Source organism: Lysinibacillus sp. NPDC056232 (assembly GCF_042267565.1).
Taxonomy (GTDB): domain Bacteria; phylum Bacillota; class Bacilli; order Bacillales_A; family Planococcaceae; genus Lysinibacillus.
In genome coordinates this window covers 126,833-143,605 of record NZ_JBHJTF010000004.1, presented here as the reverse complement: position 1 = coordinate 143,605, position 16,773 = coordinate 126,833, and the positions used below count along the sequence as shown (strand labels likewise).

The 16,773-nt window shown below is 39.1% G+C and carries 17 protein-coding genes; 4 read left to right on the top strand and 13 right to left on the bottom strand.

Going from position 1 to position 16,773, the window contains the following annotated elements:
• Positions 1 to 15: 15 nt before the first annotated feature.
• Positions 16 to 171: a hypothetical protein gene (locus ACFCYJ_RS05190; RefSeq protein WP_376071560.1), complete on the top strand. Its 156-nt coding sequence runs from the start codon at positions 16 to 18 to the stop codon at positions 169 to 171.
• 104 nt (positions 172 to 275) lie between these two features.
• Here the strand turns inward: ACFCYJ_RS05190 and ACFCYJ_RS05185 are convergent, their stop codons facing one another.
• On the bottom strand, positions 276 to 752 hold the full coding sequence (locus ACFCYJ_RS05185; RefSeq protein WP_376071557.1) for a DUF2269 family protein: 477 nt from the start codon (positions 750 to 752) through the stop codon (positions 276 to 278).
• Between the two features lie 169 nt (positions 753 to 921).
• On the bottom strand, positions 922 to 1,059 hold the full coding sequence (locus tag ACFCYJ_RS05180) for a MerR family DNA-binding transcriptional regulator (protein WP_376071555.1): 138 nt from the start codon (positions 1,057 to 1,059) through the stop codon (positions 922 to 924).
• 442 nt (positions 1,060 to 1,501) lie between these two features.
• On the opposite strand from ACFCYJ_RS05180, the gene ACFCYJ_RS05175 reads away from it, so the two are divergent.
• Positions 1,502 to 2,188 carry a YjjG family noncanonical pyrimidine nucleotidase gene (locus ACFCYJ_RS05175; protein ID WP_376071552.1) on the top strand — a complete coding sequence of 229 codons (687 nt, stop codon included), beginning with the start codon at positions 1,502 to 1,504 and terminating at the stop codon, positions 2,186 to 2,188.
• 177 nt (positions 2,189 to 2,365) lie between these two features.
• Here the strand turns inward: ACFCYJ_RS05175 and ACFCYJ_RS05170 are convergent, their stop codons facing one another.
• From ACFCYJ_RS05170 to ACFCYJ_RS05155, 4 genes are all read right to left on the bottom strand, one after another.
• A complete protein-coding gene (locus tag ACFCYJ_RS05170) occupies positions 2,366 to 2,560 on the bottom strand; it encodes a hypothetical protein (protein ID WP_376071549.1) in 195 nt (64 codons plus the stop codon).
• Positions 2,561 to 2,654: 94 nt separating this feature from the next.
• On the bottom strand, positions 2,655 to 3,188 hold the full coding sequence (ssuE, locus tag ACFCYJ_RS05165) for an NADPH-dependent FMN reductase (RefSeq protein ID WP_376071547.1): 534 nt from the start codon (positions 3,186 to 3,188) through the stop codon (positions 2,655 to 2,657).
• Positions 3,189 to 3,233: 45 nt separating this feature from the next.
• Complete coding sequence (locus tag ACFCYJ_RS05160; RefSeq protein ID WP_376071544.1) at positions 3,234 to 4,193, bottom strand: ATP-grasp domain-containing protein; 960 nt, start codon at positions 4,191 to 4,193, stop codon at positions 3,234 to 3,236.
• The gene (locus tag ACFCYJ_RS05155; RefSeq protein WP_376071541.1) at positions 4,165 to 5,250 is read right to left on the bottom strand and encodes an LLM class flavin-dependent oxidoreductase; all 1,086 of its coding nucleotides are present in this window, start codon (positions 5,248 to 5,250) and stop codon (positions 4,165 to 4,167) included. The genes ACFCYJ_RS05160 and ACFCYJ_RS05155 overlap by 29 nt, the downstream gene beginning before the upstream one ends.
• Before the next feature lie 376 nt (positions 5,251 to 5,626).
• Here ACFCYJ_RS05155 and ACFCYJ_RS05150 point away from each other — a divergent pair, with 376 nt between their 5' ends.
• Positions 5,627 to 5,845, top strand: a complete 219-nt coding sequence (locus ACFCYJ_RS05150; RefSeq protein WP_376071539.1) for a hypothetical protein — start codon at positions 5,627 to 5,629, stop codon at positions 5,843 to 5,845.
• A 120-nt stretch (positions 5,846 to 5,965) separates the two neighbouring features.
• Here ACFCYJ_RS05150 and lpdA read toward each other — a convergent pair whose 3' ends face one another.
• Positions 5,966 to 7,303 (bottom strand): dihydrolipoyl dehydrogenase, encoded by a 1,338-nt coding sequence (gene lpdA, locus ACFCYJ_RS05145; protein WP_376071536.1) that lies wholly within the window; start codon positions 7,301 to 7,303, stop codon positions 5,966 to 5,968.
• Between the two features lie 121 nt (positions 7,304 to 7,424).
• Here lpdA and ACFCYJ_RS05140 point away from each other — a divergent pair, with 121 nt between their 5' ends.
• Complete coding sequence (locus tag ACFCYJ_RS05140; RefSeq protein ID WP_376071533.1) at positions 7,425 to 7,973, top strand: hypothetical protein; 549 nt, start codon at positions 7,425 to 7,427, stop codon at positions 7,971 to 7,973.
• Between the two features lie 351 nt (positions 7,974 to 8,324).
• Here ACFCYJ_RS05140 and ACFCYJ_RS05135 read toward each other — a convergent pair whose 3' ends face one another.
• From ACFCYJ_RS05135 to ACFCYJ_RS05110, 6 genes are all read right to left on the bottom strand, one after another.
• Positions 8,325 to 9,038, bottom strand: coding sequence for a hypothetical protein (locus ACFCYJ_RS05135; RefSeq protein ID WP_376071531.1), 714 nt, complete (start codon positions 9,036 to 9,038; stop codon positions 8,325 to 8,327).
• A 45-nt stretch (positions 9,039 to 9,083) separates the two neighbouring features.
• Positions 9,084 to 11,165 carry a catalase gene (locus ACFCYJ_RS05130; protein ID WP_376071528.1) on the bottom strand — a complete coding sequence of 694 codons (2,082 nt, stop codon included), beginning with the start codon at positions 11,163 to 11,165 and terminating at the stop codon, positions 9,084 to 9,086.
• A 473-nt stretch (positions 11,166 to 11,638) separates the two neighbouring features.
• Positions 11,639 to 13,135 carry a glycerol kinase GlpK gene (gene glpK, locus ACFCYJ_RS05125; protein ID WP_376071525.1) on the bottom strand — a complete coding sequence of 499 codons (1,497 nt, stop codon included), beginning with the start codon at positions 13,133 to 13,135 and terminating at the stop codon, positions 11,639 to 11,641.
• A gap of 27 nt (positions 13,136 to 13,162) precedes the next feature.
• On the bottom strand, positions 13,163 to 13,966 hold the full coding sequence (locus ACFCYJ_RS05120; RefSeq protein WP_376071523.1) for an MIP/aquaporin family protein: 804 nt from the start codon (positions 13,964 to 13,966) through the stop codon (positions 13,163 to 13,165).
• 155 nt (positions 13,967 to 14,121) lie between these two features.
• Positions 14,122 to 14,685, bottom strand: coding sequence for a glycerol-3-phosphate responsive antiterminator (locus tag ACFCYJ_RS05115; protein WP_376071521.1), 564 nt, complete (start codon positions 14,683 to 14,685; stop codon positions 14,122 to 14,124).
• A 127-nt stretch (positions 14,686 to 14,812) separates the two neighbouring features.
• Complete coding sequence (locus tag ACFCYJ_RS05110; RefSeq protein ID WP_376071519.1) at positions 14,813 to 16,456, bottom strand: glycerol-3-phosphate dehydrogenase/oxidase; 1,644 nt, start codon at positions 16,454 to 16,456, stop codon at positions 14,813 to 14,815.
• Positions 16,457 to 16,773 lie beyond the last annotated feature (317 nt).

Sequence of the window (16,773 nt, the reverse complement as noted above, 5' to 3'; positions counted from 1 at the left end):
TGGGGGCGTAGATGAATGACAACAACAACAGGAACTTGGTGGGAGTCTATTTTTTCTGGACCATTAGCGCACGGTGTTTGTGAAGAAAAATTATTGCTATTGCAAGATGAGGCTTTCTTATATCTCTCTTCAACACCGATTGAGAAAAAAGAAGAACCTGAAGTTAATTAAAAATAGCGCGTTATAGGAGGTTATATCCTATAATGCGCTATTTTGTACTTCACCAAATAGGTATAAATTAGAAAAACACGATGGAAACCTCCCCTACAAAAAAATTAAAAAAGGCTTCTCTGCCCGACCATCAAGTATAACGCAAGCAAAATGACCGTCATGGCCAAAAAGCCGATCGGGATCGATATTTTGCTCCATTTCCAATAATCGTCTGGCATCTCGCGCCACTTGTTTTCTTCCGAATGCAAGGCGATGCGGTGCAACCGGCGCTCGTACCACAAACCAATCCCAAATAGTGCGAACAAAGCCATAAGCATGATCACGGATTGGAAAATCCACCCTTCTAACAAAGAACGATGAAGGATGGCGGTTAACCCGATGCCGCTAATCGCTAAAACAACTAAAGATGGAAACATGAGAATTTTATTAAAATACATGGTGAACGTCATGGCTGAAGCGATTCGATGTACATTTCCGGTGCGATCCGATAACATTTTGGCAAGACCATTGGTTATCGTCGTACCAACCATGATGATTGCAGCCATGATATGGATATATTTAAACCAAACATATATGCTCATTTTTCTTCACTCCTTACCGGCTCTTGCCCCCGCCATTAATGCTCAAGAAGTCGAGCTGCTTATGCGTGCGGCGAGAAACTTCATCGACCTTAACGTAGTCGTTAAAAAAAATTGAATAAATTCAAACATTAATAATCCGTACAAACTTCACGCTAAGTTAAGCGTGTAATCAAAATGCTGTTTCCAATTGTGAAATATTATAGTAACGATATCCGCTTGTAGAGTCTGTGCAAACAGGCTTTAGAAGACCAATTTCATCATAGTGGTGAAGCGTTTTCAGAGAGATATGATATTTTAGAGAACTCACCAATTGAAAGCATAACAATCGCCTCCTGTTGTGTAATACTTTAAATATAAAGGTTCCTGTGAGGGTAAGGTCAATCAATACAGATAAATTTTCTTTAATTATTTATAATTTACGTCATTGAATCTGTCTTCCAAACTTCCCAAGGTTTTTAGGGGAGTTTTTTCATATATATTTTTGCTGAGGTAATAAAGATATGGTAATTCTTTTCCATCGTTTAAAGAATGAACTTCTGTATATGAAAAAATATCAAAAGAAGAGAACGTTTAAAAGTTGAAATGCTGTACATAATTGTAAATTTCATCTCAGTTTTTTTCGATTTTCTTTTTTTCACCTCTCATTTAGTATGAGATATCTCCTATTCTTTGTACAAGAAGAAGTGATACGATTTATTTGAGAACAAAAGAAAAAGCATATTTTTATAGAGGAAAGGGAGAGAAGCAACATGAAGAAATATCAAACATTACTATTTGATGTAGACGATACATTATTAGATTTTAAAGCAGCTGAGAGAACGGCGTTACATTTACTCTTTGAGGAACAAAAAATCCCTTTAACTAATGAAATTACAGCACATTATAAAACAATAAATCAAGGCCTGTGGAAATCCTTTGAAGAAGGAAAAATAGACCGAGATGAGGTAGTGAATACTCGATTTTCAATTTTATTTGAGAAGTACGGCCAAGAAGTTGATGGGTCTTTGTTTGAACAGAATTATCGTAGTTATTTAGAAGAAGGAGATCAGCTTATTCATGGAGCCTTTGAACTAATACAAGATCTCCAAAGCGAATATGATTTATATATTGTTACAAACGGTGTTTCCAAAACGCAAGATAAACGCCTGCGTAATTCGGGATTACATTCATTCTTTAAGGATATTTTTGTTTCTGAAGACACGGGTTATCAAAAGCCAATGAAGGAATACTTCGATTATGTTTTTGCACGAATTTCTAATTTTTCTGTGGAGAAAGGATTAATTATCGGTGATTCCTTAAGTGCGGATATTAAAGGAGGACAGTTAGCAGGATTAGATACATGTTGGCTTAATTCTGCAAAGAAACCGAATCATACTGGAATTGTCCCGACTTATGAAATACAAAGTCTTAATGAGCTGTACCAAATTTTACGATAATTACTATCTTATTAGATTAAAACATGGCACTAGAAGATGGAAGAGTGTCTTATGCAATAAGCCAAAGAAATAGGGGGAAATGTATTGGTTAAGGTACAGCTGTTAAAAAAAGTTATACATCTATCGTTCGTATCTAAGATAACCGATTATTTAATAAGTAATTTAGTATATCCTTGCCTAAAATAAAATTAAGTATATCCCTGCCAATACGGCAAAGATATACTTAAAATCACAAAAACATTTGTTGCTGTCGCTCCGCTTTCGCACAGAAAACATTTGTTGCTGTCGCTCCGCTTTCGCACAGAAAACATTTGTTGCTGTCGCTCCGCTTTCGCACAGAAAACATTTGTTGCTGTCGCTTCGCTTTCGCACAGAAAACATTTGTTGCTGTCGCTTCGCAGGAAAGCGCCTAGTCGGAATGGAAAACGTTATGATGATGTGCTAACTTCATACTTAAATGGATCTTTCAGTTTACTAATACAATTTGCTGTAATTGTTTTAATTCTTCATCAAGTCGGTTGATAGCTTCTTCCTCGATGGCAAACTTTCCATCTTCAAGCCGAATAATTTGTTTATCAACAATATAGACAGAATGTGCAATAGTCGTAGCTCCTAATACAGCTAAAATTGGTTTTAATGCATACTCTAATGCGAGTAAATGTCCAATAGAGCCACCTACAGCAATTGGTAAGATGATCTTTCCATGTAATGCTTTTTGCGGCAGCAAATCCAAATAAGTTTTTAGTATTCCTGAATACGAAGCTTTATAAATAGGCGTCAAAAGTACGATAATATCTGCTTCTTCAACTTGTTTATTTTCTGAAATAATAGCCTCACTTGCAAAATTAGCCGTAATTAAGTCCTCGGCTGGCAGTTCATGTACATAATTTGTGTGTACCGCTATTCCTTGTGCTTTTAAGTGGTTTTCCACCTTATCATGAATAGCCGTCACGCGTGAATTTCTCGAATTACTGCCATTAATAATAACTGCTTTTATCAAATTTACCACGCCCCTTTACATAGTTACTACACTACAATCCATACCCTACGCAAAATTCAATGTCTTTTCATATTGACGTAATGTAGCACCTAAATAATTCGCCACAGCTAACATGCCGTATTTCCCTACTGCTTTTTCAGCTTCTGCATTATAGTTTGTGTTGGTATTCACGTCATATGTAAAAATATTACCTTCTTTATCGATAATCGACTCAATCCCTGCGACACTTACCTTATTTTGCTCTAAAAATTCTTCATAACGCTTTATAAGCTCCTCTGAAAAAACGTCTATAATTTGAAATTTTGATTTCTTAGTTGCTGTTTCACCTACTGGGCAAAATTGGTCCACTATTTGACAGCTATCAGCAGGACAGAGTTCAAAGCCTTCAGATGTATCAACACGAACCGCATATAAAAATTTACCACCTACAAATTCACATCGCGTTATAAAAGAATCAGGTGATTTTATATATTGCTGAATAAGCGTAATACCATCTATAGGTGACTCAAAAGTATCACTATTTACATATGCTTCTAACGCTTCAACTGAATGAAATAGTTGTACCCCAAGTCCTTTTCCTGCTCGATTATGCTTCGTAATAAACGGTGTTGTACCAATTGTTCTTGCCGCTTCTACTAGCTGTGATTTACCAACTGTCGCTATCGTTTTAGGTGTTTGAATACCAACAGCTTCAAGTGCAAAATATTGATTGACCTTACTTACTTCTAATCTTAGGGCACGGCTTCCATTAATAACAGGACGGCCATGATACTCTAGCCAGGCGAGCACTGCCTCCGTTAGTTCAGGTGCAAATGTATGCCCCCTCGTATGTGATGAAGCACTCATACGACTATAAAAAATTCCATGTGGTGGCTCTTTTGATAGGTCAATCAATCCCTCTGCCAAATGCCAAACCTCATAGGGTAGGTTTAGTTCCTCTAAACGATTTGTTAAATGAATTGTCCATTCATCATTTTCATGAATAATATATATTTTTGCAGTCATGGTATCGCTCCTTCTGTATGATGGCTGATTTTATTTTCACTAAAGGCATAACATCTCTTGCAAAACGTTCCATTTCCTCTAGGTGTGGGGAGAATTGGAGAAGCAGTAGATTTACACCCACTTCCTCATAGGCTAAAATGCGCTCTGCCACTTGTTGAGGTGTACCTACTAAATTCGGTCTTAGCCCTCTGTTTGAAACTGAATAATCCTGTAATGTAATTTGTTGCTCTAACTTCGATTTACTAGTGAAATCATTAAAACCTGCATACCCTGCTGTATCCTCTACATTGGTAATTCGGGCTAGTTCAGCAAGTGCTTCTTCTTCTGAATCACGCACAATGACATATGCAGCCATCCCGAAAGTTTCGAACGATCCTTTTCCAATTGCTTTTCGACGGGCAAGCATTTCCTGAATTTTAGCCCCGACTTCCTCTACTGTTCCACCATGCATCACATAGGCGTCACATGACTTTGTAATTGCCTCTTTACCGCGCTCACTTTCCCCACCTGCGTATAGTCTTGGATATGGTTTTCGGACTGGCTTAGGAGATAAATATGCATTTTCTATTTTGTAATATTTACCATCATAACTGAACGTTTCTTCTGTCCATAAACCTTTTAAAACATCAATGAATTCCTCTGTGCGGTCATAACGTTCTCCATGCTCTGTAAAATAACCACCATATTGCTTGGCTTCTTCTTCCCACCAAGCTGAAACTACATTTAAAGTAAAACGACCATTAGCGATTTGATCAATATTTGCGGCTACTTTTGCCATCACCGCTGGATTATGATAGCCAGGCCGAACTGCAGCTAATATTTCAATCTTTTCTGTAACTGCTGCTAAAGCTGCTGCGGTTGACCACGCCTCAAGTGCGTCAGCATCAATACCTTTAATATCATTTAAATATAGTTCGGCAATAAGCGTCGCATCAAAGCCAAGTTTTTCTCCTGTTTGAATCACCTGTTTTGCATAATCAAACGTCGCAGGCATATTCTCATTTTCTACATTACGTAACCATCCTCCGAAAATCGGTAACCAAAATCCTAATCTCATTTTCCATCCTCCTCAAGTCCTTATGAAACTTCACAGCATAAAGGCTCCTATGTTTTAGGTCGTAGAATATCCGTTACGTAAAAAGAAGCCTTCTAGCCAACTCGAATTTAAAACCAAGTATTCTTATAGAATTAACATAACATAATAAAACGCAAAGTCAACAGAATTTTTTAATTGTTCTGTTAAAGGTAGATTTTGTTATTTGGAGCCTGTGCGAATACTTATTATAATGAGTACAAACGAGCGTTCAGGCTAGCGATGTCGAACATTCATCCTCTGTTGGAGAGGCGTTTAATCAATGACATGATACAAGAAAGCTTTGCGTGTTCACATTGCGCAGCTGAACACGATATTTCATTAGGAGAGATGTAATTGTATGAGTCAATTAATGCTAATTGTAAGCTCATTATTTTTATTATTTATTGCTGGAAACGCATTTTATGTTGCTTTTAAAAAACACGAAGAAGATGAAGATTTTTCGGGTGAAGTCACTTTCATTGATTTAGTATTTGGTGTTATATTATTAATTTCAGAAAAATTCGCTCCCAAAAAGCATATTGTGATTTTTAAAACGCTCTCCTTTTATTTGGACTAATTATATTTGGCTTAACAGTATTGTTATGGATACTTTTCACTTCATAAAATTAAAAGAAAAAACTACATTCCCCCAACGAGAAGGATAGCCTTCCGCTGAAGAATGTAGTTTTTGAGACCTTTATTGGTGAATGGCTTTGTCAAAAACAGCTTTGGCACCATCCCCAATATGCTCTGATACTGTAGGATGTGGGAAAATCATATTTGCGAGAGTTTGAGCAGTGCCACCAGCATTTTTTGTAGCTAAAATAGCATTTAACATTTCTGTTGCCCCATCAGCCACAACACAAGCTCCTAAAATACGGCCCTCCTCCTTCGTCGCAATAAGCTTTATAAAGCCCACTGTATTTCCTTCCATTAATGCCTTAGGATTTGTATGTAAAGGCATTTGAGTAACCGTATAAGGTTCTTTCACCTGCTCTTCCAATAAACCAAATGTCGCAATTTCAGGATGTGTATAAACACAGCGTGGAATCAAAGTTTGATCAATTAGTTCCGGTTTATTCCCTAAAATATGGTCCACAGCATGAATTCCTTCTGCACTCGCTGAATGAGCTAGCTGGTAACCACCAACTAAGTCACCTATCGCATAAATATGTGGCTGGCTCGTTTCAAGATGCTCATTGACAGCAATCAATCGACCATCGAATGCAAGGCCAAGTTGCTGAGCTATTTCAGTATTTGGGCGTCGACCTGTTGCAAACAAAAGATTTTCATATGTATAAATTCCTTTAGAGGTATGAATCTCATTGCCATTAAAATGGTCAAATTGGAAATCCGTCACAAGCTCAATACCAAGCTTTTTCATCTTTTCACCAATAAGTGGTCGCGCATCTGGCTCTTCCGTCTGTAAAATATCTTCACTATGATTTAACATCGTCACCTTTGTTCCAAGTGGCGCTAAGCTAAATGCCATCTCGACTGCAATAACACCACCACCGATAATTGTTAATTGCTTTGGCAGTTCTTCAAGATCAAAAAATGTATCCGTTGTATAATAGGAAGACGTTTCTAAACCTTCAAATGGTGGTACAAATGGTTTACTTCCGGTTGCTAAAATAACATCCGTTGCTGTAAAGTTCTCATTATCAACTGTTACAGTCAAGTCATTAGATACTGCCGCTTCTCCTCGATAAAAGGTAATTTGATTGCTCAAAATATAGCCCTCAATATTTGTTAAAAGCTCGTCAATAATAGCATCCTTACGTTTCATCAATCGTGGAAAATTCACATTGACTGTAGAAGTTTCAATGCCCCAGTCATTACCACGTTGTATTTCTTGAATGAGCTTACTATGCTCCAACAATATTTTCGAAGGAATACAGCCGACATTATAGCAGGCTCCTCCTACTTTATCGCGCTCTACTAAAGCGACCTTCTTGCCACTTTTTGCTGCATGAATAGCTGCCACATAGCCCCCAGGACCTGCGCCTATAATTGCAATATCAAATTTTTCCACGAAAAATCACCTCATTTACCACCATAGCATTTACAAAATTTGAATGCAATGTCATAAATGTTACAGGAAATTTAGTAACATTTTGTCTACCCCAACGCCCACTACCGTAAAGGAGGATTGTATGCAAAAAAAATTTTTACTGTTAATCTCTATGCTACTCCTAGTTGCCGCCTGTCAGGAAAAAGAAGCATTAAAGCCCCCACCAAGTAAGAACTATTCACAAACGGCTACTTCACAACAGGAAGACTTTCTTTATGATCTCTCTATTTCCAAACCCACCTTCACTGAGGGGAAATCCATAAAAATAACGGCTAAGCTCACATATGTAGGGCAGGCTCAAAACGTAACTATTTACCATGGAGGCTCCCCATTTTTATTTAATTTGCAGGAGACGACACGGAATTTTGAAATACCTAGTGTAATGGATACTCCACTAATTACACGTATTCTTGAAAGAAATGTGCCCTACGAAGAGGTCTACACGAGCGGAGGCGTGTACGACGAATTTTCAGAACCTAAACTCGTTGAATTTATGAAACAAACAATGAAAGGTCATTTTCCAAAAGGACATTATATCGTAAAAGGGAGCACTGACTTTTACACAGAAGACCCGAATGAACAAAAAACAGAGTACAAACCATCAGCAACAATTGAATTTAACGTACAATAGGCAAAAAAATACTCTCATTATTCTTAATAGAACAATGAGAGATTTTTAATTGTAAGTATTCTCATCACGGTATTCCATGTGCTTTCTCGGGTATTCTCTCTGCCCGCGGGTATTCTCTTTGCTTCCGCGGGTATTCTCTCTGCCCGCGGGTATTTTCTTCGCTTCCGCGGGTATTCTCCCTGCTTCCGCGGGTATTCGCTCTGCTTCCGCGGGTATTTCCTCTGCTTCCGCGGGTATTTCCTCTGCTTCCGCGGGTATTTTTTTCTTCGCTTCCGCGGCTATTCTCTCTGCTTCCGCGGGTTATTCTCTCTGCTTCCGCGGGTATTCTCCCTGCTTCCGCGGGTATTCTCTCTACTTCCGCGGGTATTCGCTCTGCTTCCGCGGGTATTCTCTCTGCCCGCGGGTATTTTCTTCGCTTCCGCGGGTATTCGCTCTGCTTCCGCGGGTATTCTCCCTGCTTCCGCGGGTATTCTCTCTGCCCGCGGGTATTCTCTCTGCCCGCGGGTATTCGCTCTGCCCGCGGGTATTCGCTCTGCTTCCGCGGGTATTCTCTCTGCCCGCGGGTATTCTCTCTGCTTCCGCGGGTATTTTCTTCGCTTCCGCGGCTATTCTCTCTGCTTCCGCGGGTATTCTCTCTGCTTCCGCGGGTATTCTCTCTGCTTCCGCGGGTATTCTCCCTGCTTCCGCGGGTATTTCCTCTGCTTCCGCGGGTATTTTCTTCGCTTCCGCGGGTATTCGCTCTGCTCCCGCGGGTATTCGCTCTGCCCGCGGGTATTCTCTCTGCTTCCGCGGGTATTCTCCCTGCTTCCGCGGGTATTCTCCCTGCTTCCGCGGGTATTCACTCTGCTTCCGCGGGTATTCTCTCTGCCCGCGGGTATTCGCTCTGCCCGCGGGTATTCTCCCTGCTTCCGCGGGTATTCGCTCTGCCCGCGGGTATTCTCCCTGCTTCCGCGGGTATTCTCTCTGCTTCCGCGGGTATTCTCCCTGCTTCCGCGGGTATTCTCCCTGCTTCCGCGGGTATTCGCTCTGCCCGCGGGTATTCTCCCTGCTTCCGCGGGTATTCACTCTGCCCGCAGGTAATTCCTGCTCTCGTGGGCAAAATAATGTAAGTTAATAAATATTCCGTTCCCAAAAGCGCTGTTGAGCTATGGCGTTGACAAATTTTTTTGCGAAGTCTTTGTCGCCAGTGGCCAACACAATGCCTGGCCCGACATTGGCATTAGACATATTAAAAAATGTCGTTCCGGATGTAGCGAATCCAATTGGTTTGTAATGTCTATACGCTTCATTGATATAATTAACAATATGAGAATTGAACTTTGCCTGATTTTTTGCTCTTACGCCTACAACATATAATGAATCAAATAGTACCGCATCCGTAGTAATAAATGTGTCACTTGCTGTTAACTGTACGCCATCACTACTAGTAACAACCCCTAATCTGTCGGAAATAATGCTGTATCGAACCCCCTGTCTTGTTAAATACTTCAGTATTTCTCCAACTTCATTTGCATCAAATCCATCACCTATTAGCACGCCTACTTTAAGTGTTTGTGGCATTTTTATTGTATTAGCCTGACTAAGTGCAGGTGAAGATAACGTGACATTTACCTGCTCTCCTTTTGGACGATTAACACCAATATACTCGGCCACAGTCGTCGCCATTGCTTTATCAACACGGACAAACATATCGACAACCTGTTGGCGAACAGACTTACTTTTCACCTTCCCTACCTCAAAACTAAAGGCATCAATGATATGCTGTTTTTCAGGAGGTGACATACTATTCCAAAACAGCCTTGCCTGTGAGAAATGGTCATCAAACGATTTACTACGTGCTCGTGTAATACGTCCTTCAACCTTTTCTTCATAGTGAACAAAGCCACCTTCCCTTGCCGTTGACGTTGATGGTGAATTATTGGCCAAGGAATTTTTATGATAGCTCACTTTTCCTATATTAATAGTTTGTCGACTAAAGCCATTGCGCTGATTGTTATGAATTGGACAAACGGGTCGGTTAATCGGTATTTCAGAAAAGTTTGGTCCCCCTAGACGTATGAGTTGTGTATCTAAATAAGAAAACAGCCGGCCCTGTAACAGCGGATCATTTGTAAAATCTATACCAGGCACAACATTTCCTGGATGGAAGGCAACTTGCTCTGTTTCTGCGAAAACATTATCTACATTACGATTCAAGGTCATTTTCCCAATCTTTTTAACTGGCACTATCTCCTCGGGCCAAAGCTTTGTTGCATCCAAAATATCAAAATCAAATTTAAATTCGTCCTCTGGCTCAAGCATTTGTACACCAAGCTCGTATTCTGGATAATCACCTATCTCAATTGATTCCCATAAATCACGTCGTTGAAAATCTGGATCCTTTCCAGCAATAATTTGCGCTTCATCCCAAATGAGTGAATGAACACCTAACACAGGCTTCCAATGAAATTTCACAAATCTCGACTTTCCTTTATCATTGACGAAACGGAAAGCATGAACACCGAAGCCTTCCATCATTCGAAAACTTCTAGGTATTGCTCGATCAGACATATGCCACATAATCATATGTGCAATTTCCTGATTGTTCGCCACAAAATCCCAAAACGTATCGTGTGCCGAGGCTGCTTGTGGCATTTCATTATGAGGCTCAGGCTTTACCGCATGAATTAAATCAGGAAACTTAATGGCATCTTGAATAAAAAAGACCGGTATATTATTACCAACTAAATCATAATTGCCTTCGTCCGTGTAAAATTTCGTCGCAAAGCCGCGAACATCACGTGCAGTATCCATCGATCCTAAGCTTCCAACTACGGTTGAAAATCTGACAAAAACAGGTGTTTTCTTATTAGGGTCCTGTAAAAATCTTGCTTTAGTATACTCCCCCATCGATTCATACAACTCAAATTCTCCATGTGCCGCAAAGCCTCTCGCATGGACTACACGCTCTGGAATACGTTCATGATCAAAATGCGTTATTTTCTCTCGAAAGTGAAAATCCTCCATAATGGTTGGTCCACGAACGCCAGCCTTCAACGAATTCTCATCATTCGAAACTTTTAGCCCCTGATTCGTCGTCATCTTTTTCCCTTCATTATCGGCACGAAACGGCTCTAGCTGCTGATCCTTCGCATTCTCATCTAAATTTTTGCCCTGATTCGGCTTAGATTTATCCACACAATCCCCTTTCATTCCAATACTCATAATTCTCAATATATACTATATGTTTTTATGGAATAAACATGCTTCAAGGCGTTGCTACAGAAAAACTTTCTCAATTTTTTCTTGATTTACAACAAAATAACTATCCTTCCCATTCAGCACAAAAAGTCGCTACATCATAGAACCTTCATTTTGCTTTTTTTTATTTATTCGCAAATATTTTTAAAAAGATATTCCTCTGCTATAACAAATTAGATAAAGTTATTCCAGAAATCAAAAAACTTGGATTTAACGAATCATTTAATGATGAACGCAGAGTGTTTTTACAGAAGGGAGAGATGATATTTGGAGTTTTTTATATTTATTCTACATATTCTAAACATTACCTAAAACAAAACCTCGATTGGCCAATGAAGTGACCCCCAGTTAGATTTTTGTCTAACAACTTGGATCCGCTTCAAATCAGCCTATCAAGGTTTTTTCATTACTATTCAGCTATCTTTTTATTTAAATGCTTGAGCAGCTGCTACAGCTTTTTTCCACCCTGCATAGATTTCTTCACGATGTGAGTCATCCATATTAGGTGTGAATTGACGATTTAAATTCCAATACTCACTAATTTCATCTGTCGAGTTCCAGAAGCCAACTGCTAAACCTGCTAAATACGCAGCACCTAAAGCTGTTGTTTCATTAACGACTGGACGATCAACAGGAACGTTTAATAAATCTGATTGGAATTGCATTAAGAAATTATTTGCAACTGCCCCACCATCTACACGTAATTTCGCCAACGGAATATTGGCATCTGCTTCCATTGCACCAAGTACGTCTTTTGTTTGATACGCCAACGATTCTAATGTTGCACGTACAAAATGTTCTTTAGAAGTACCGCGCGTTAAACCGAAGACTGCGCCTCGTACATCAGAATCCCAATAAGGTGTCCCTAGACCAACGAATGCAGGAACTACATAAACGCCATCACTTGATTCCACACGTGCAGCATATTGCTCAGATTCTGAAGCAGAACGGAACATTCGTAAGCCATCACGTAACCATTGAATCGCAGAACCAGCTACGAAAATGCTTCCTTCTAAAGCGTAAGTTACTTTGCCATTTAAGCCCCATGCAAGTGTAGTTAATAAGCCGTTCTCTGATTTTACTGCCTTTTCACCAGTATTCATCAACATAAAGCAGCCCGTACCGTAAGTGTTTTTAACCATACCTTCTTCAAAGCAAGCCTGACCGAATAATGCAGCTTGTTGATCACCTGCAGCCCCCGCAATTGGAACAGCAGAGCCAAAGAACAGAGCTTCCTCCGTATAGCCATACACTTCTGAAGAAGGACGAACCTCCGGAAGCATAGAAGCAGGAACGCCTAAAATGTCTAAAATTTCTTCATCCCATTTTAAATCATAAATGTTGTACATTAATGTACGAGAAGCATTTGAATAATCTGTAACATGGACTTTACCACCTGTTAATTTCCATATTAACCACGTATCAATTGTACCGAATAATAAATCGCCTGCTTCAGCTTTTTCACGAGCACCTTCAACATTGTCTAAAATCCATTTTACTTTTGTACCAGAGAAGTATGCATCGATTAATAAACCTGTTTTATCACGGAATAAGTCATTGTAACCGTTTTCTTTCAGTTCCTCACAAATAGCGTTCGTTTGGCGTGATTGCCAGACAATCGCATTATAAATTGGTTTCCCAGAATGTTTATCCCAAACAACCGTTGTTTCGCGTTGGTTTGTAATACCGATCCCAGCAATTTGGTTTGATTCAATATTTTTTGCAGAAAGCACTGTGGCGATACAAGAAAGAATAGAAGACCAAATTTCTTCTGCATGATGTTCAACCCATCCGGATTGTGGGAAATATTGCGGGAATTCTTGTTGTGCAACGTGGAGAATGCTCCCTTTTTCATCAAATAAAATAGCACGTGAGCTTGTTGTACCTTGGTCTAAAGCTAAAATATATTTTTTTTCTGACATCGGACATACCTCCAAATAATTTTTAAATTACTCTTCACTTTTAACATTTTTCACTGTCATTTGAGCACTGATAAAAATAATTACTACGATAATAGCGAATACCCAAAAGGCGATGCTATTTTCTCCCTCAAAAATTTGTTGGAAAAATAGGGCACCAAACGTACCACCGATAATTGGACCTACAACTGGAATCCATGCGTATGACCACCCTGAGTCACGTTTACCTGGGATTGGTAAGAAAAAGTGCGCAATACGTGGACCTAAGTCACGTGCAGGGTTAATTGCATAACCAGTAGGACCTCCTAATGCCATCCCGATAACTACAATAAGCATACCAACTAGAAATGGATTTAAGCCATCCGTAATTGTATTTGTTCCTAATGCTAGAATACCTAAAACAAGTATAAATGTACCAATCATTTCTGAGATTAAATTCGATAATGGATGTTTAATAGCAGGCATTGTAGAAAATACAGCCAGTTTCGCATCTGGATCTTTCGTGCCTTTCCAATGTGGTAAATACATGAAATAAACGAGTACCCCACCTAAAAATGCACCAATCAATTGTGCAGCAATGTAAGTAGGTACGTCTTCCCATGGGAAATTACCGATTGTAGCAAGCGCGATTGTTAAAGCAGGATTTAAATGAGCCCCACTAATACCACCAACAGCATATGCAGCCATAGCCACACCTAGACCCCAAGCGAATGTAATCACTACCCATCCACCGCCAAAACCTTTCGATTTGTGCAATGATACACCTGCAACAACGCCACCACCGAATAAAATAAGAATCATCGTGCCGACAAGTTCAGCTGTAAATGTTGACATACAAAAAGCCCCCTTTGTAATAGTACACCTAGTAAAAAAATAAACCCACACTTAAACAAACTGCACGTTATAATGCAGATGAATAAATGTGGGTTCCTTTTCCTAACCACGCGCTTTTTAACTTATGTACAGTGTAGAGAAAATAGTATACATAGTCAACGATATTTTTGGAAATTTTCCCACAAGTTCTTATTTGATGTCGTAATCGCTACTGCTCCAGCTGATAAAGCCTCCTCTATACTTTCAGCCGTGCGGACTAGTCCACCTGTAATAACAGGAATTTTTGTACGCTGGTGCACTTCTGAAATCATAGAAGGAATGATACCTGGTAATAATTCAATATAATCTGGTTTTGCTGATTCAATCATTGAAAAGCTTTTTTCAAGCGCGATCGTATCAATTAAAAAGACACGCTGAATAGCAATAATCCCACGAGCTTTTGCTTTTATTAACATATTAGAGCGAGTGGAAATTATTCCTGCCGGACGGATATCATTGCATAAAAAATCAGCTGCAAAGTTATCCGTTTTTAAGCCGTGAATTAAATCTGCATGAATAATTAATTTTTTACCGTTCCGATCCGCCTCTCGCTTTATCGACATGAGCAAACTAATATGCACTTCTAATAGAACAATGTATTCGAATCGACTATTTAATATTTCATCAAATTGCTTCACTGTTCGTGCAGCGGGAATAATTTGTTGATTATTGAAATTCATTTGATTTCCCCTTTATATGCCACAGGACGTGGTGTTCTTTGACTGATTCCCTATATTTCAGGGTGTTTGGACACCTGCTGAAAGAAGTTAAAAAGTCAGGTCGCCATTAAGACGACCCTCATTTTTATTATAATGCAGTTGTAGCTCTTGTTATTTCTAAATTTAAATCTTTTTCATATTGTGTACGTTGTTCAGGAGACCACTGTAATTGTTTTGCCATTTCATCTAATACCGCATCTTTAAATTGTTTTACAAGGGCGATATTAAAGAACATATATGCTGTACGGCGAATCATAAAGTCGTTTGGATGAACAACCATTTCATGATGAATACCATACAGTAGCTGAGCATATAGCCCTTGTGGTAAAACAGGATGCTTTTCTTTGGCATATTCAAAAACAGTGTCCACATTAGAACCGTAATGATGTGCTAAATGTTTTGCTTCCTCTTCTGATAATCCAATTTCGACACCCATTTTTGTTCGTTTTGACACGAAGGCATCTAAGTTTTGGGAGCCACCAACATCTCCACCAGATATTTGAATACTCTTTGTATGACATGGTTTTGATGAAATACCAAAGCGTTGCTCTAAATCTTGTGCAATCTTATTTAAAACTGTTTCAGCCATTTTACGATAACCTGTTAATTTACCGCCAGCAATTGTCACAAGACCTGAAGGTGATTCCCATACTTCGTCCTTACGAGAAATTTCAGATGGATTTTTACCTTCCTCATGAATTAATGGGCGGACACCTGCCCAGCTTGATTCGATATCTGCATCAGTGACTTTAACTTTTGGAAACATGTAATGAATTGCCTTCATAATATAATCACGATCTTCTTGATGGATATTCATTTCACGCGCATCGCCTTCGTAAAATGTATCTGTCGTTCCAACATAAGTTTTCCCATTTCGAGGAATCGCAAACACCATACGACCATCTGGTGTATCAAAGTAGACAGCTTGACGTAGTGGGAATTTAGATTCATCAAAAACGATGTGCACACCTTTTGATAAAATTAAATGCTTACCATTTTGTTTTCCTTCGATAGTACGAACTTCATCTACCCACGGACCAGCAGCATTTACAACTCTTTTTGCACGAATATTAAATGCGTTATGAGCAATTAAATCTTGTGCTACAATACCATTAATTTTCTTTTCGTCATTGTATAAAAAGTTTTCTGCCTTTGTATAGTTAATGAGTGTAGCACCTTTTTCAATGGCAGCTTTGGCAACTTCGACTGTCAGACGTGCATCATCTGTACGATATTCTACATATACACCACCGCCACGTAATTCCTCAGCTTTGACCAAAGGTTCCTTTTCCATTGTTTTTGCAGGATTTAACATATATCGACGCTCAGAACGTTTAACCCCTGCTAAAAAATCATAGACACGTAAGCCAACATTCGTTGAGAATTTACCGAATGTACCTCCTTTATGGAATGGAAGTAACATCCAAACCGGCATTGTTACATGTGGTCCATTTTCATAAACAATCGCACGCTCTTTCCCTAATTCTGCAACCTCTTTTATTTCAAATTGTTTTAAATAACGAAGTCCACCGTGCACTAATTTTGTCGAACGACTAGAAGTCCCAGCGGCGAAGTCTTGCATTTCAACTACCGCTACAGATAGTCCACGAGCAATTGCATCAAGTGCGATACCACAACCCGTAATACCGCCACCAATCACCAATAAATCGTATTCTTTACTTTGTAATTCTTCAATCGTTTGTTGACGTTGTATTGCTGAAGCCGTACTCATAATGAAATTCCTCCTTAATTTAAGAACGAAAAAGAAGAGACCATTAAAAGCACATGCACAAAATGTACATATGTTTTTAATGGTCTCTCAATCGCTCAAACCTTATATTAACTTACCCTCATTGTAATGTGTTTAGAAAGAAAAGGCAAGTTAGATAGGTTAAATAATACAAATCAACATGCACTTTTCAATCATTTATAGGTTTGGAACGTTCATATGTACTGTTCAATTGTCATGGCTTCTGGTGTTATTTATTCCCCAATACCAAAAATTTATTTATCTACCTTTTTGAATGGTGGATATTGGATAAATAAATC

What these genes read in the sequence shown, in the direction of transcription:
- ACFCYJ_RS05155 (WP_376071541.1), bottom strand. Translation starts at nt 5,250, where the DNA reads ATGAGATTAGGATTTTGGTTACCGATTTTCGGAGGATGGTTACGTAAT.
- ACFCYJ_RS05175 (WP_376071552.1), top strand. Translation starts at nt 1,502, where the DNA reads ATGAAGAAATATCAAACATTACTATTTGATGTAGACGATACATTATTA.
- ACFCYJ_RS05110 (WP_376071519.1), bottom strand. Translation starts at nt 16,456, where the DNA reads ATGAGTACGGCTTCAGCAATACAACGTCAACAAACGATTGAAGAATTA.
- ACFCYJ_RS05190 (WP_376071560.1), top strand. Translation starts at nt 16, where the DNA reads ATGACAACAACAACAGGAACTTGGTGGGAGTCTATTTTTTCTGGACCA.
- ACFCYJ_RS05160 (WP_376071544.1), bottom strand. Translation starts at nt 4,193, where the DNA reads ATGACTGCAAAAATATATATTATTCATGAAAATGATGAATGGACAATT.
- ACFCYJ_RS05120 (WP_376071523.1), bottom strand. Translation starts at nt 13,966, where the DNA reads ATGTCAACATTTACAGCTGAACTTGTCGGCACGATGATTCTTATTTTA.
- ACFCYJ_RS05140 (WP_376071533.1), top strand. Translation starts at nt 7,425, where the DNA reads ATGCAAAAAAAATTTTTACTGTTAATCTCTATGCTACTCCTAGTTGCC.
- ACFCYJ_RS05185 (WP_376071557.1), bottom strand. Translation starts at nt 752, where the DNA reads ATGAGCATATATGTTTGGTTTAAATATATCCATATCATGGCTGCAATC.
- glpK (WP_376071525.1), bottom strand. Translation starts at nt 13,135, where the DNA reads ATGTCAGAAAAAAAATATATTTTAGCTTTAGACCAAGGTACAACAAGC.
- ACFCYJ_RS05130 (WP_376071528.1), bottom strand. Translation starts at nt 11,165, where the DNA reads ATGAAAGGGGATTGTGTGGATAAATCTAAGCCGAATCAGGGCAAAAAT.
- ACFCYJ_RS05150 (WP_376071539.1), top strand. Translation starts at nt 5,627, where the DNA reads ATGAGTCAATTAATGCTAATTGTAAGCTCATTATTTTTATTATTTATT.
- ACFCYJ_RS05115 (WP_376071521.1), bottom strand. Translation starts at nt 14,685, where the DNA reads ATGAATTTCAATAATCAACAAATTATTCCCGCTGCACGAACAGTGAAG.